The organism is Lysobacter sp. Soil_C_59 (genome assembly GCF_057656415.1).
The window spans coordinates 78995-94833 of the sequence record NZ_JBDGKK010000010.1; the positions used below are offsets into that span (position 1 = coordinate 78995).

The window sequence follows — 15839 nt, forward strand, 5'->3', positions numbered from 1 at the left end:
ACGGCGGCGTGATCAGCGACGCGCCGGCCGACAGCGTCGCCGGTTTCCCGGCGCAGGCCGGTGCGATGGTCAAGTCCGGCATAGGCACCCTCATCCTGACCGCCGACAGCTCCTTCACCAATGGCACCACGATCAGCGCCGGCTCCCTCCAGCTGGGCAACAACACCGCCAACGGCAGCGTGATCGGCAACATCGTCGACAACGGCTCGCTGGTGTTCAATCGCAGCGATGCGGTCACGTTCGCTGGAAACATCAGCGGTGTCGGCTCGCTGTCACACGTCGGCAGCGGCGACCTGACGCTCACCGGCAGCAATCTCTACACGGGTGGCACCACGATCAACACCGCTCGCGTGCTCTACGTGGGTGACGGCGGCGCCACCGGCAGCATCGTCGGCGACATCGTCAACAATGGCACCTTGACCGCCAATCGCAGTGGCTCGCTGGCGCTCAACGGTGTGATCAGCGGCGCGGGCACGCTGATCAAACGCGGCAGTGGCGATTTGCTGCTCGGCGGTGCCAACACGTTCACCGGCACGACCCGGGTGAAACAGGGGGTCCTGGCCGCCACACAGAACAGCAATTTCGGTGCGTCGAGCAACCCGCTGTTGTTCGATGGCGGCACGCTGCGCTGGCAGCAGCCCTTCTTCATCGACCACGCGGTGGAACTGCTGGCAAATGCCACCTTCGACAGCAACGGCGTGTTGGCGGAACTGCGCGCGCCCATCACCGGCGCCGGCGGGCTGACCAAGGTCGGTGCCGGCACGCTCGTGCTCAGCCGCGACAACCTCTACAACGGCCCCACCGTGAACAGTGCCGGCACCTTGCAGCTGGGCGATGGCGGCACGACGGGTCGCATCCTGGGCAACATCAGCAATGAAGGCCTGCTGGTGGTCAACCGCAGCGATGACTTCCTGTTCAATCGCCAGATCAATGGCGGCGGCAGCGTGGTCAAGCTCGGCGGCGGCACGGTGACGCTGACGTCCGACCAGACCTATACCGGCAGCACCACGATAAGTACTGGCAGCCTTCGACTCGGCGGTGGCACTGCCACCGGCAGCATCGCCGGCAGCATCGTCGACAATGCCGCGCTGACCTTCAACCACGGCAGCAACGCCCACACGCATGCCGGCACGATCAGCGGCACGGGCACGCTCGACAAGCAGGGCACCGGCACGCTGACGCTTTCCGGCGACAACGCCTACACCGGCCTGACGACGGTGAGCGCCGGCCGGCTCAACGTCGGCGGCTCGGTCGACGGCAACGTCCAGGTGGGCAGCGGCGCCACGCTCGGCGGCAACGGTACCGCTGGCGGCATCGGGACCACCGTCTCGATCGGCAGCGGCGGCCGGCTGTCGCCGGGCACCAGTCCCGGCACCCTGCACGTAGGCGGCTCGCTGTTCCTGGATGCCGGTTCGCAGCTCGACTACGAACTGGGGCTGCCGGGCACCGTGGGCGGCGCGCAGAACGATCTGGTGCAGGTGGCCGGCAACCTCACCCTCGACGGCACGCTCAACCTGTTCAACATGGGCGGGATGTCGCCGGGCATCTACAGGCTGTTCGAATACGCCGGCACGCTGGTCGACCAGGGACTGGTGATCGGTGCATCGTTGCCGGCGCGTTTCGTCCCGGGCGATTTCGCCATCGACATGTCGGTGGCGGGCGTAGTGAACCTGCTGGCACAGTCGGGCGGCTTCGCGATGCAGCTGTGGGATGGCAGCAACACCTCGCCCAACACGACCATCGATGGCGGCACAGGCACCTGGGGCAACGTACCCACCACCTGGACCGGCGTGGACGGCCTGGTGAACGCGCCCTGGCAGAGCGGCTTCGCGGTGTTCCAGGGTACGCCCGGCGTGGTGACCCTGGGTGAAAACATCGCGCTGCAGGGCATGCAGTTGCGCAGCACCGGCTACGTGATCGAAGGCGGCGGCTTCGCGCTGCAGGGGGAGCCGGAAACGATCGTCAATGTCGACACGCTCGCCACCGCCACGCTCAACGCGCCGCTGGTCGACGGCGCCGGCGGGCCCGCGCGCATGGTCAAGAAAGGCACGGGCCTGCTCGTGCTCGGTGGTGCCAGCACCTATTCCGGCGGCACCGCGATCGACAATGGCGCGGTCCAGATTGCCTCAGACGGCAATCTCGGCGCCGCCACCGGCGCGCTGTCGCTCGACTCGGGCATGCTGATCACGACCGGCAGTTTCAGCAGCGCCCGCGCAGTCAACCTCGGCGCCGGCGGCGGCAGCATTGCCACCGATGGCAGCAGCACGCTGACGCTCACCGGTGCGATCGCCGGGCCCGGTGTATTGAGCAAGGTCGGCACCGGCACGCTGGTGCTGAGTGGCACCAACAGCCATGGCGGCATGTTCCTGGGCAACGGCGTGCTGCAGGCCAGCAGCGATTCCAACCTCGGCGCGACCAGCGGCACGTTGGCATTGGGCGGCGGCGTGTTCCAGCTCGGCGCCGGTTTCGACCCCAACCCGGGACGATCGGTGATCCTGGGCGAACTGGGCGGCACGATCGACACCCAGGGCTTCAGTTCCACCTTTGCCCAGACCATCGGCGGCGCGGGCGCGTTGCGCAAGACTGGTACCGGCACCTTGATACTGGCCGGCGACAACGACTACCTGGGCGTTACCACCATCGCCGCCGGCACGCTGCAGCTGGGCAATGGCGGCAACACGGGCAGCGTCCATGGCAACGTCGTCAACCAGTCGACGCTCGTGGTGAATCGCAGCGACACCTTCACGCTCGCCAGCCTGGTCAGCGGCAGCGGCTCGCTGACCCAGGCCGGCAGTGGAACGCTGGTGCTGGATGCCGACCACACCTACACCGGCGTGACGACCATCACCGCCGGAACGCTGCAGCTCGGCGCCGGTGGCGACCATGGCAGCGTGCCTGGCGACATTGTCGACAACAGCGCGCTCGTGTTCAATCACGGCAGCGACCGCACGTTCACCGGCACCATCAGCGGCAGCGGCACACTCACCAAGCAAGGCAGCAACACGCTGACCCTGACAGCGGCAAACAGTTATCTGGGCGCCACGATCATTGCCGAAGGCGTCCTGCAACTTGGCAATGGCGGCGCCGGCGGAGCGATCGCAGGTGCCGTCAGCAACGCCGGCGAACTCGCGTTCGACCGCAGCGACGAGGTTGCGTTCGGACAGACCATCGGCGGCGCGGGCCGCGTGCGCCAGCGCGGCACCGGTACTGTCACGCTCGGTGGCGCCAATACCTACAGCGGCGGCACATTCTTCGATGCGGGCGCGCTTGCGGCCGGCGCCGACAGCGCCCTGGGCGACGCCTCCGGTCCGCTGTCCTTCAATGGCGGCGCACTCCTGCTGACTTCAGCCTTCGACAGCGCGCGCAGCGTTGCACTCGCAGGCATCGGCGGAACCATCGACGCGCCACATCGCAACCTGTTCTCCGGTGCGATCAATGGCACCGGCGCACTGACCAAGGCCGGCAGCGGCATCCTCGTTCTCACCGGTACGGCAACGCATGGCGGCGGTACGACCATTGCCGCTGGCACGCTGCAGCTGGGCGATGGCGGTACGTCCGGCAGCCTGCTCGGCGACGTGCTCAATCAGGGCATGCTCACCGTCGATCGCAGCGACGTGTACGAGCTGGATGGCATTGTCAGCGGCCGCGGCTCGCTGACCCAGGCCGGCAGCGGCACGCTGGTGCTGGGCACCGACCACACCTATGGCGGCGGTACAACCATATCGGCGGGAACCCTTCAGCTCGGCACCGGTGGCAATGGCGGCAGCGTGGTCGGCGACATCGTCGACAACGGCGCGCTGGTGTTCGACCACGCCGGCAATCGCAGCTTTGCCGGCACGATCAGTGGCAGCGGCACGCTGACCAAGCACGGCAGCAACACGCTGACCCTGACCGGCAACAACACGTTTGCCGGGCTCACCACCATTGCCGGCGGCATCGTGCAGCTCGGCGCCGGTGGTGGCAGCGGCGCCATCACCGGCGCGGTGCTCAACAACGGGGCCCTGGTGTTCAACCGCAGCGGCCAGCTGACGCTCGCCGGTGCCATCGGCGGCACCGGCGGTGTCCACCAGATCGGCCCGGGCACGGTCACGCTGACCGGCCCCAACAGCTACAGCGGTGGCACGTTCATCCATGCCGGCGTGCTCAGCATCGGCGCGGATCCCAACCTCGGCAATGCGACGTCGGCAGTCACGCTCAATGGCGGCACGCTGCAACTGACGTCCGGGTTCGACAGCGCGCGCCCGGTGCGGATCGACGGCAACGGCGGCACGTTCGATGTGGCCACGCGCAACAAGCTGTCCGGACCGGTCGATGGCATCGGCGCGTTGACCAAGACCGGCGCCGGCGTGTTGATCGTCAATACCGACGCCAGCTACAGCGGTGGGACGCATGTCGCCGCCGGGACGTTCGTCGTCGGCGACAGCCAGCACCTGCACTCGAGGCTGTCCGGTGCCGGCGCGGTCAGCGTCGACGCCGGCGCTTCGCTGGGAGGCTACGGCACGGTGGTTGGCAACATCGACAACCGCGGCACGCTGGGCGTCGGCAATGCACTGGCCGCGCTGGCGACGGAACCCGATGCCGAGTTCAACATCATCGGCCGATTGGCCAACAGCGGCGCGATCACGCTGGTCAACGGCACCGCCGCGGACCGGCTCAACGTCTCAGGTGCCTACGTGGCCAGCGGTGGCACGCTGCAACTAGAAACAGTGCTCGATGCGGGCGGCGCAATCGCGCAGACCGACCGGCTGGTCACAGGCAGCGTCGAAGCGGGCGGTGGCGCCACCGGCATCGTCGTGCATGCGCTGGCCGGCGCGGGTGCGTTCACGACGGGCGACGGCATTGAGCTGGTCGATGTGATCGACTCCGCGCATTCTGCCGCCGGTGCCTTCTCGCTGGCGCAGCGAGTCGTGTCCGGTGCGCACGAGTACCTGCTGTTCCATGGCGGTGTCGACAACCCGGCCGACGGCGACTGGTACCTGCGCAATGTAGCGCCGGAGATCGAGCCGCCACCGGATCCGAGCGTGGTGATCCCCATCTTCCGACCGGAGGTCGGCGCCTACCTGGGCAATCGCCAGGCCGCCGCCGCTTCGCTGGTGCATACGTTGCATGAGCGCATGGGCGAAGCGCAGTACGCCGAAACGGCAAGCGACAAGGACGGATTCCTCGGCTCGGTCTGGCTGCGCGCACGCGCCGGCAACATCGACTCGGGCGCCGCCGATGACGCCATCGACCTCGAAGGCAGTCGCACACTCCTCCAGGCCGGCGCCGATATGGCGCAGTGGCGGGTTTTCGGAGATGGCGACCGCCTCCACCTCGGCGGCATGCTGGGGTATGCGCGTTCGGACGCAGGCGCCAGCGCCGACTTCAATCCGGCACGGGCCCGGGGCAACACCGAAGGCACACTGGTCGGCGCGTACGCCACCTGGTTCGCCAATGACGACAAGCGCCTGGGATCGTACCTGGATGCATGGGCGCAGTACGGCTGGTTCGACAACCGGATCCGCGGAGATCGCCTGCCGCAGGTGAAGTACGACTCCGAGACCTGGGCGGTGTCGCTCGAGTACGGTTACGCGCTGCCGCTGGGCACGCGTCTGGTGATCGAACCGCAGCTGCAGATCGTCTACAGCGACTACGGCGCCGATCGCATCGTCGAGGACAACGGCACGAGGGTGCGCACGGTCGATGACCGCCAGACCATGGGACGCCTGGGCGTGCGCCTGTATCAGCCCCGTGAGTTCAGCGCGGATCTGCAGCCGTTCGTCGAGATCGGCTGGTGGCATGGCGACGGCACCGTGTTGTCGTTCAACGCGGTGGCAGCGGCCGACGCAGTGCCGGACGACCGCTACGTGTTCAACATCGGCCTGCAGGGCATCCTCGCCGATGGCTGGAACGCGTGGTCGCAATTCGGCACCGAATGGGGCGGCAACGACTACAAGCAGATCAGCGGGCAGGTGGGCATCAAGTTCAGCTGGTAGCGCTGGTCGCCCGGGCGTCGCGCCCGGGCGAGCGTTGCATCAATGCGGCCCCAGGCGCGGCCCTTCCGGTTGTGGCGGCGGCGAGGTCGTGCGCAGCAGGCTTTCCAGGTTGCGCACGCCGCGCATCGACGAGACTTCGCGCAGCAGATCCTGGAACTCCTCTTCGGCCACCGCGCCCTTGAGCTGCACCCAGCCGTCGTGCACGTGCACTTCCACGTCGTGCGGGTGGCCCACGAAGCGCCCCAGCCGGGCGCGGATGCGATCGTGCAGCCTGTCGTCGTCGAGGGGCTCGGTGGACAGGCTGGCGCGTCCGCGTGCGGCCACGCCCTTGAGGCGATGGGCCGCGCGTTTGGCCTTGCCACGCACGTAGTGCCCGGCGTCGTTGCCCAGCGACGCGCTGCGGTCGCGGATCAGCGCGCGGCGGCGGCGGCCGGTGTTGGGATCCATCAGGTACATCGCCAGCGCACCGGCGGCGAAGGCCAGCGCAACGCCGTACAGCGTCTTCAGCGTGCTGGGCGTGGATGATTCATGCATGGGGCGTCTCCGGACTCGGTTTCACGTGAGGGGTGATGCTGCCAAACCCGCCGCAAACGAAGCGCGAAGAAACACCCCTGTTTGCTTAACGCGGAGCACCGGCCGGGCGCGACAGGGCGGCCTTGGCGGCCCCGGACGGCATGCGGGATGGTTTGCGGGCCGGCATATGCATTACCATCGCGTCACGAAGGGGAGTAGCTCCCGAATGCTGTCACCGTCACTACGGGATTCGTCCCCGGTGCAGCGGCAGGTCGCCTGAGGCGGCCTGCGAGCAAGACCTTCGCCGTCCCACGGCGAAGGTGCGTCCATTGGATACGCAGTCGTCGTGGCACACATGCCCTTCCGACGAGCTCCCAATGGACGTATTACTGAACCCCGAAATCTGGATTGCACTGGCCACGCTGACCGCGCTCGAGCTGGTCCTCGGCATCGACAACATCATCTTCATCTCCATCCTGGCCGGCAAACTGCCGCCGGAGCAGCGCAACAAGGCCCGCCGGCTGGGCATCACCCTGGCCGCGGTGACACGACTGGGCCTGCTGCTGGCCATCGCCTGGATCGTCAGCCTGACCGCACCGCTGTTCTCGGTGCTGGGCAACGAGTTCTCCTGGCGCGACCTCATCCTCATCGGCGGCGGCCTGTTCCTGATCGGCAAGGCCACCCATGAGATCCACCAGAAACTGGAAGGCGCCAGCGAGCACGTCAGCGTGGGCGCGGCGACAGCCACCTTCGCAAGCATCATCGCCCAGATCATGGTGCTCGACATCGTGTTCTCGCTGGACTCGATCATCACCGCCGTGGGCATGGTCGACGAACGCTGGGTGATGGTCACCGCGATCCTGATCTCGATCGTGTTCATGCTGATGTTCGCCCGTCCGATCGGCGATTTCGTCGAGCGCCATCCGACCGTGAAGATCCTGGCGCTGAGCTTCCTGATCATGATCGGCCTGGTGCTGATCGCCGATGGTTTCGGCCAGCACATCTCGAAGGGCTACATCTACGCGGCGATGGCCTTCTCGGTGTTCGTGGAGATGATCAACCTGTGGATCCGCAAGCGCGAACAATCCAAGGTCGCGCCGGTGAAGCTGCACGAGCGGTTCACGGACGACGCGCCGTCGGCGTGATGTCGTGATCCGGAGCGGCCGGCCTGCGGGCCGGCCGCTTTCAAACGTTCGGCCTGGTAGCGCCAGGCGACATCATCAATCCCACTGCGAACAACGCACAGCAGACCGCAGCGAACCACGGCAAACCGTGCGCGGAGATTTCCAGCGCCAGCCCCGCGCCCAGCGGTCCCAGCAATGCGCCCGCGCCCCAGGCCACTGACATCGCACCGTACACCGCAACCAGTTCGCCGCCATGGAACTGCGCGCCGACCTCGGTGACGATCAGCGTATAGATGCCGACGAAAGCACCGCCCCAGACGAACAGCAATCCGTAGGCGAGCGGCGCGTTGTCCATCACCGCTGGCCACAGGCAGGCGCCTGCGGCCGACAGCACGCTCAGCAGCAGGATCAGCGGCCGCCGCGGGAAACGGTCGCCGAGCCAGCCGATCGGTAACTGCAGAACGATCGCGCCCACCATCAGCGTCGAGATCAGCAGGCTCGCCGAGGACGGCGACCAGCCCTGTTGCACGGCATAGATCGGCAGCATCGACAGGCCGGCGGCCTCCAGCGCGGCATTGAGTGCGGTGCCGGCCATGGCCAGTGGTGCTGCGGCGGCCAGTGCCAGCAGGCCGCGGGAGTCGCCACTTTCGGCGACTGCGCGCGGGCGTGCGCGACCGGCGGCGAGGACTCCAAGGGCGACCAGCGGCAGCACGCCGCCCACTGCATACGTCACCCAGCTGTGCGTGCCCAGCACGCTGAGGATCGCCGGTCCGATCGCGAATCCCGCCGACAGGCTCGCGGTGTAGACGGCAATGTTGGTCGAACGACGGGCCTCTTCACTGGACGAGCTGACCCAGGTTTCAGTGAGCACCAACACTGTCTCTGAGCCGACGCCAAGCAGGAACCTCAGCACGAACCAGGCGCCGATCCACGGCAGCAGCCAGAACAACGGCAGCGTCAGCGCGACGACGAGCAGGCCGAGCACCAGCAGTGGCCAACTGCCCCAACGGGTGATGAGCCCGGGCAACCGCGGCGCCATCGCAAGCACGCCCAGCGCATACATTGCCGCGTTGGCACCGATCACCGACTCGGTGATGCCGCGCTCGTGCAAAGCCAGCGAGATCAGCGGCGCGCTCAGGCCATAGGCCAGGCCGAACACCGCAGCGGCGGCGTGCACGGGCAGCAGGGCCACGACGCCGCTGCGCGTCGTGGCGGACATCAGGCCGCTTCCCTGTCGCCGGCGGCGATGCCGTAGCTGACGCGCTGGCTGGAATGGCGGTTGCGGTGGTGGATGATCACGCGCAGCAAGCGCGCGTAGTCCAGCACCAGCCCCGGCGTCCAGGCCATTGTCGCACCGCGTCGGCGCAGCATGGCCGCGGTCCAGACATTCGCGTCGCATAGCAAGCTGAGGAAGGTGAGCATGGGCCGGGAACTGGCGACCGTGCCTTCCAGCGCCGACTCGATCGCCAACGCAGTCACCGACGAACAGCTGCGACTGGTGAGGTTGTAAGTGGCATCGACGCGGTAGTTCGCCCAGAACTGCTCCAGCGCACCGGCGTTGTAGAACTTGAAGTGGACCTGCTTGTCCGCCTCGCACCATTGGGCAACCTCGAACGCATGATCGGGTTGCCACCTGCCGGCGATGTCGTTCTCGGGTCCGGCGCGCAACAACGCGGCGAAATCATCGGGCGAACGCTCGATCTCCACCGCGGGGTAATGGCTGATGTACAGGCCGGGCAGCCGCTCCAGCGCCGAGTGCCCGGTGGAGATCACACCTTTCGCATCGACAGCGGCTATGTAGCGGTCTACCAATAGTCGCCTCTGCGGATTGTCGGCCGATCCCACCGGTGTCCACACGTACAACGTCATGGGCGCATCGTGCACGGCCGGCCGGCTGTCGATGACCACCTCCGCCGCGGTGGCGTTGTACCAGCTTCGTGCAGAAAAGATGGGCAGCGAAGTGATCGATCTGCCTGCCGGCAACTTGCGGATCTGCAACGCCAGGAGGATCGCGCTCCAGCCCGATGCCACCAGGATCACGCCCAACACCATCGGCACGGTGTAGTGGTGGTGCAGTGGCCAGTTGCTGCCGACAGCGACAGCCGCGAGCAGCTCGGCCAGACCGGCGGCCACTGCGATGTGCCAGTAATGGAAGCGCACCACCCAGGCCGAGGCAATGCGCAGCGCTCCGTCGGCCAGGAATGCAGTGGCGAACAGCAGCCGGTCGGGGAGGCCATTGTCCAGTTTCAGGGGCAGCGCGATCATCACGCCGAGCAGCAACAGGACCAGCCCGCGCAGGTACAACAGCTGTCGGACCCGCGGTGGCTTTCCCGTGGCTCGCAACACTGCCGCCAGGCCCTGCAGCACCAGGAACAGGCCGAGGGCACTGACCGCGTAGAACAGCACGCCGTCGCTGGCATCGAGCACCAGCCACACCGCCAATGCGATCCCCAGCAGGCCATACAGGCATAGCAACCACCAGCGTTGGCGGATCGAATCAGCTCCCATCAACAGCATCGCCAATCGCACCATACGTTCCGGCACCTCATCCAGTCGTCGAAGGGTCTGCTACCTGTATCGCCTTCAGCGTCGAATGGAACTACCGCCCGCGTTGGCATGCCGTGAGGGTAGGACTGCAGGAATGAGTGCGCACTAGGAAACTGCGGTGGAAAGCTTTGCGGTCGGCGTCTCCAGGCGCAGCACGAGATAACGCATAAATAACTGGGTGATGGGCCCCACGCACAACGCGAACACGACCGTGCCCAGGCCAGCGGTGCCGCCCAGCATCATGCCCATCGCGAGCACCACGATCTCGATGCCGGTACGCACTCGCTGGATCGACCAGCCCGTGCGGCGCGCGAACCCGGTCATCAAACCATCGCGCGGCCCGGGGCCGAGTTGCGCACCCACGTAGAGCGCCGTGGCGAGTGCACACACCACCACGCCACCGAGCAGGCAGACCCAGCGCATCGGCAACGACTCGGGCGTACCCAGCAACCACAGGTTGACGTCGGTGAATGGGCCCAGCAGCAGCGTGTTGGCGACGGTTCCCAGCCCGGGCATCTGCCGCAGCGGGATCCACAGCAGCAACACCGCTATCGCCACGAGGATCATGATCACGCCCAGCGACAGCGGCAGATGTCGCGCCGCGCCCTGGTGGAAGACGACCCACGGCGAGCCACCGAGCCCGCTTCCCATCAACAGCGCGTTGGATACGCCGTACAGGTACAGGCCCGCCAGCAGGCGCACCAGACGCTCAGGCAGGCGGCCCGCCCGTAGCTGGGCGAGCGGGCCGAGATTGGCCAGTCCAAGGGGGGAGGTAGTCGGGCTCATGGGGCCAGTATCTGGACGATTGGCACTTCCACGTAGAGCCACTTTCGCCATAGTGGCCTCATGAACCGGTCCCTGACCCCCGAGCACCTGGCCACCTTGATTGGCCAGTTCCCGCGCAAGCCGGCCTATCGCGGGCTGCGCCAGACCCTGCAGGAACTGATCGGCGACGGCCGCATTCCCCTGGGCACGCGCCTGCCCAGCGAGCGTGCGGTGTCGCAGGCCCTCGCGGTCTCGCGCAACACCGTCACCCGCGCCTATGTGGACCTGGTCGCCGCGGGTTTCGCGACCACGCGCCAGGGTGCGGGCACGTTCGCTGCCGTTCCCGACGACCGCCGGCGCGCGCACGAACACTCGCTGCGTTCGCTCGCCGGCGCGCATGCGCTCGAAGGCGCCATCGATCTCAACTGCGCCGCCACGGCCGCGATTACGGGTATTTCCTCCGCCTACGAACGCGCACTCGAAAGGTTGCCCAGCCATCTGGGAAGCGACGGCCACCGTCCCACCGGCCTGCCGATGCTGCGTGCGCTGATCGCGCAGATGTACGCGCGGCGCGGATTGCCGACCGAGCCCGAACAGATCATGGTCACCTCCGGCGCGTTGGCTGGCACGGCCGTCGTCGCGCGCGCACTGTCGCGGCCAGGCGACCGGGTGATGGTCGAATCGCCGGTCTACCCGAACGTCATCGAAACACTGCGCCTGGGAGGCGCGCGCCTGGTCGCGTCACCGATGGGCGATGCGCTGGGCGGGGACGGCTGGGACCTGGAGGGCATCGAGGCCACGCTGCGGCAGACCCGGCCGCACCTGGCGTACACGATCCCCGACTTCCAGAATCCCACCGGCTTCCTGATGCGCGACGACCAGCGCGCGCGATACGCCGCCGCGCTGCATGCCACGCGCACGACCGCGGTCGTCGACGAATCGCTGCAGGCCATCGCACTGGGCGACGTTCGCATGCCCCTGCCCTTCGCCGCGCACGCGCCAGGCGCCATCACGATCGGCAGCGTGTCCAAGCTGCTGTGGAGCGGATTGCGCGTCGGATGGATCCGCGCCCCGCATGACCTGATGGATCGGCTCATCAAGGCACGATTGCAGTTCGACCTGGGCACGGCGCTTTTCGACCAGCTGGTGGTCACCGAACTGCTCGAAGACGACGACGTCATCGCAACGCGACGTGCGCAGCTGCGCCAGCGTCGCGATGTGCTCGCCGGCGCCATCAGCGAACGACTGCCGGACTGGCGCTTCCGGTTGCCCGAAGGCGGCATGACACTCTGGCTGCAGTTGCCCCACGGCAGCGCCACGCAGTTGGCTGCGAACCTTGAGGCGGTCGGCGTGCATGTCCCGCCCGGCCCGATGTTCAGCGTCGAAGGCGGCGCGGACCAGTGGCTGCGCATTCCTTACGTCCGACCTGAAGAGGAACTCGTCGAGGCGGTGCGGCGCATCGCCGATGTCTGGTCGCGGGCCCCGACCCGGGCTTCGGGTCGCCGCGAAGGCTCGCGGCTGGTCATACTGTAGGACGTGCTTCGCGGGACCTTGCCATGAATCCGCAATCAGGCCATCCGGCATGAGCAACCCTTCGAGTCCGACGCGCGTCGCCCTGATCGGTTACGGCTATGCCGCGCGAACCTTCCACGCGCCGCTGATCCAGGCCGTGCCCGGCCTGTCATTGGCGCTGATTGCCTCGAGCCGGCCCGACCAGGTCCGGGCCGATCTCCCCGGCATCGCGGTTGAAGGCGATCCGATGCGGGCGATCGTCGACCCGGGCGTGGACCTGGTCGTGATCGCCACACCCAATGACACGCACTTCCCGCTTGCGCAAGCCGCGCTTCGTGCAGGCAAGCATGTCGTCGTCGACAAACCGATGACGCCGAGCCTGCCGGAAGCACATGAGCTGAGCGCGACGGCGCAGGCGCATGGACGACTCCTTTCGGTATTCCACAACCGCCGCTGGGACAGTGACTTTCTTTCGGTGCGACAGGCGCTGGGCGAAGGCCTCATCGGCGAAGTGCGCCATTTCGAATCGCGCATCGAGCGCTTCCGTCCGCAGGTGCGTGATCGGTGGCGCGAGCGTCCGGGGCCCGCGGCGGGGTTGTGGTGGGATCTTGGCCCGCATCTGGTGGACCAGGCGCTGACCCTGTTCGGATCGCCCGACAGCGTGCAGGCGAACTTCGCGATGCAACGCAGCGGTGCGACAACGGACGACTGGGCGCACGTCGTGCTGGGTTTCGGCCCGATCAGGGCGATCCTGCACGTGGGGATGCTTGCCGCGATCCCCGGACCGCGCTTCACCGTGCATGGCACACGGGGAACCATGATCAAGGCACGCCCGGACGGTCAGGAGCAGCAACTGCTGGCGGGTCTGCGGCCTGGCGACCCGCAGTGGGGAGCCGATCGCGACCCGCTGCAATGGCAAAGCGATGACGGTCCGCCCCAGATACGGCCAGCCGTGTCCGGCGATCAGTCCAGGTTCTATGCGGAACTCGCGCAAGCGATCGAAGGTGAAGGCCCCAATCCTGTCTCGCCGGATGAGGCCATCCGGGTCATGGCCGTCATGCAGGCGGCGATAGACTCGGCAGCGGATGGACGTGCCGTTTCGCCGGAGCGTTGACGTACCCCATCACGATGTCCCTGAAGGAGTCTGCAATGACTGCGTACGCTGCCAGCGAGACGGGCCTGCTTGTCATCGACCCGTACAACGACTTCATGAGCGAAGGCGGCAAGCTCTATGAGGCGACGAAGGAAACCGCAATCGCGTCGGGGTTCTACGACAATCTGCCACGCGTCATTGCCGCCATCCGCTCGGCGTCGATCCGGGTCTTCATTGTCCCCCACCGACGCTGGCGCCCGGGCGACTACGACAGCTGGTTGCAGCTCAACCATTCCCAGGAAGGTGTGCGGAAGACGCAGCTGTTCGCAGAAGGCAGCTGGGGAGGCGAGTTCCATCCGCAGTTCGGTCCCCAGCCAGGCGACATCGTCGTGCACCAGCATTGGGGCCAAAGCGGTTTCGCCAACACCGACCTCGACGCCCAGCTCAAGCTGCATGGGATACGCAAGATCATCCTGGTCGGCATGGTGGCCAATACCTGCGTCGAATCCACGGCACGGTTCGGAATGGAGCTGGGCTACCACGTGACGCTGGTGAAGGACGCGACCGCGGCGTTCAGCGCGGCCGGCATGGACGCCGCCCACTCGGTGAACGCACCGACCTACGCCCATGCCATCGTCACCACCGACCAACTGCTCGAAGCCTTGCCAAGCCCCGGTTGATACCGAGCCACAGACGACGGCATGAAGCGAAGGCGCCTTGCAGCACATCAGTTCAGTTGCAGCATCACCACCGACTTCGGTGGCAGCACGACCTGCAGGTTGCCTTCGTCCAGCTTCGCCCCGGTGAACGCCACCGGCTTGACCTCGTTCGGCTGCTCGAAGCTGTTATGCGCGGTGATCGATGGCGCGGTCAGCACCCTGCCAGAGACCGACTTCGCATCAATGCCGCGAATGCCGGCAGTCACCTGCGCGGGTTTGTTCGGATCAAGGTTGGTAAGGGCCACGTAGACCTTGCCGTCCTTGCCGCGCACGGCCGAGCCATGGACTGACGGCACCGAGTATTCGCCCAGACGATACAACGGAGCCTTCAGTTCCAGGGGCAACCGGGTGGCATCCATGTACGGCTTGTACATTTCGAAGGCGTGGTAGGTCGGCGTCAGCAGCATCTTGTCCTCACGGGTGAGGATCATCGCCTGCAGCACGTTGACCATCTGCGCGATGTTCGCCATCTTCACCCGGTCGGCATGGTCGCTGAAGATGTCGAAGTGCAGCGAGGCCACCAACGCGTCACGCAGCGTGTTCTGCTGGTGCAGGAAGCCCGGGTTGACTCCCGGCAGGCCGGTGTACCAGGTGCCCCATTCGTCGACGAACAGCGCGACCTTCTTCTCCGGGTCGTACTTGTCCATGATTTCGATGTGGCGGCGAATCAGCTCGTCGATGTGCAGCGCACGCGACAGCGTATCGATCCATTCGTCTTCGCCGAACTCCACCGACGAACGCCGGGGCGGCCAACTGCCGGGGACCGTGTAGTAGTGAACCGACAACGCGTCGGTGTGGTTGCGCGCCTCGCGCATGAACACTTCGGTCCAGTGATAGTCGTCGCCGTTGGCACCGGCGGCGACCTTCATGATCTTCTGCCCGGCCGGCGCCTTGACGAAGGTCTGGTAGCGGCGGTGCAGGTCGGCCGCGTACTCGGCGCGCATGTTGCCGCCGCAACCCCACAGCTCGTTGCCCACGCCGAAGTACGGCACCTGCCATGGCTTGTCGCGGCCGTTCGCACGGCGTTCCTGCGCCAGCGTCGACCGGGTGTCGGAGGTCATGTACTCCACCCACTCGGCCATTTCCTGCGGCGTGCCGTTGCCGACGTTGCCCGACACATAGGCCTGCGTGCCGATCAGCTCGGCAAAGTCCATGAACTCGTGCGTGCCGAAGGCGTTGGTCTCCTCGACGCCGCCCCAGTGATTGTTGACCTTGACCGGGCGTTTTGCGCGGGGACCGATGCCTTCGCGCCAGTGGTATTCGTCGGCGAAGCAGCCACCGGGCCAGCGCACCACCGGCACTTCAAGTTTGCGCAGCGCAGCGACAACGTCGTCGCGGTAGCCCCTGGTGTTGGCAATGCGGGAGTTCTCGCCCACCCAGATGCCGCCGTAGACACCGGAACCCAGGTGTTCGGCGAACTGACCGAAGATGTTGCGGCTCACGGGCGGCCCGGGCTGGTCGACGCGCAGCGTGGCCTGGACCGTGTTCGCCTCCTGCGCCATGGCGCCGAAGCTCAGCGACAGGACAGCAACCATCACCAGCCGGCACAGGCCACGCTTCAGCGGAATGTCCTTCGACATGCATTACCTCG

General features: G+C 66.9%; 10 protein-coding genes. 5 read left to right on the top strand and 5 right to left on the bottom strand.

Features of this window, described 5'->3' with window-relative positions; genetic code table 11:
* Positions 1-8 precede the first annotated feature (8 nt).
* The gene (locus AC3A3Q_RS16445) at positions 9-5975 is read left to right on the top strand and encodes an autotransporter-associated beta strand repeat-containing protein (protein ID WP_487587251.1); all 5967 of its coding nucleotides are present in this window, start codon (positions 9-11) and stop codon (positions 5973-5975) included.
* Positions 5976-6014: 39 nt separating this feature from the next.
* On the opposite strand, the gene AC3A3Q_RS16450 is transcribed toward AC3A3Q_RS16445, so the two are convergent.
* A complete protein-coding gene (locus AC3A3Q_RS16450; RefSeq protein ID WP_487587252.1) occupies positions 6015-6509 on the bottom strand; it encodes a BON domain-containing protein in 495 nt (164 codons plus the stop codon).
* A 356-nt stretch (positions 6510-6865) separates the two neighbouring features.
* On the opposite strand from AC3A3Q_RS16450, the gene AC3A3Q_RS16455 reads away from it, so the two are divergent.
* Complete coding sequence (locus tag AC3A3Q_RS16455; protein WP_200607148.1) at positions 6866-7633, top strand: TerC family protein; 768 nt, start codon at positions 6866-6868, stop codon at positions 7631-7633.
* Positions 7634-7673: 40 nt separating this feature from the next.
* Here AC3A3Q_RS16455 and AC3A3Q_RS16460 read toward each other — a convergent pair whose 3' ends face one another.
* The 3 genes from AC3A3Q_RS16460 to yczE form a co-directional block, all read right to left on the bottom strand.
* Positions 7674-8831, bottom strand: coding sequence for an MFS transporter (locus tag AC3A3Q_RS16460; RefSeq protein ID WP_487587253.1), 1158 nt, complete (start codon positions 8829-8831; stop codon positions 7674-7676).
* The gene (locus AC3A3Q_RS16465; RefSeq protein WP_487587254.1) at positions 8831-10141 is read right to left on the bottom strand and encodes a hypothetical protein; all 1311 of its coding nucleotides are present in this window, start codon (positions 10139-10141) and stop codon (positions 8831-8833) included. The genes AC3A3Q_RS16460 and AC3A3Q_RS16465 overlap by 1 nt, the downstream gene beginning before the upstream one ends.
* Positions 10142-10264: 123 nt before the next feature.
* Positions 10265-10945, bottom strand: a complete 681-nt coding sequence (yczE, locus tag AC3A3Q_RS16470) for a membrane protein YczE (protein WP_487587255.1) — start codon at positions 10943-10945, stop codon at positions 10265-10267.
* Positions 10946-11005: 60 nt separating this feature from the next.
* On the opposite strand from yczE, the gene yczR reads away from it, so the two are divergent.
* Genes yczR through AC3A3Q_RS16485 form a run of 3 tightly spaced genes read left to right on the top strand, consistent with a single transcriptional unit; the run spans position 11006 to position 14209 of the window.
* Positions 11006-12457: a MocR-like transcription factor YczR gene (yczR, locus tag AC3A3Q_RS16475; RefSeq protein ID WP_487587256.1), complete on the top strand. Its 1452-nt coding sequence runs from the start codon at positions 11006-11008 to the stop codon at positions 12455-12457.
* 49 nt (positions 12458-12506) lie between these two features.
* Positions 12507-13550 carry an oxidoreductase gene (locus tag AC3A3Q_RS16480; protein WP_487587257.1) on the top strand — a complete coding sequence of 348 codons (1044 nt, stop codon included), beginning with the start codon at positions 12507-12509 and terminating at the stop codon, positions 13548-13550.
* A gap of 35 nt (positions 13551-13585) precedes the next feature.
* Positions 13586-14209, top strand: a complete 624-nt coding sequence (locus AC3A3Q_RS16485) for a cysteine hydrolase family protein (protein ID WP_487587258.1) — start codon at positions 13586-13588, stop codon at positions 14207-14209.
* A gap of 47 nt (positions 14210-14256) precedes the next feature.
* Here the strand turns inward: AC3A3Q_RS16485 and AC3A3Q_RS16490 are convergent, their stop codons facing one another.
* Positions 14257-15783 carry an alpha-N-arabinofuranosidase gene (locus AC3A3Q_RS16490; RefSeq protein ID WP_487587279.1) on the bottom strand — a complete coding sequence of 509 codons (1527 nt, stop codon included), beginning with the start codon at positions 15781-15783 and terminating at the stop codon, positions 14257-14259.
* Between the last annotated feature and the right edge of the window lie 56 nt (positions 15784-15839).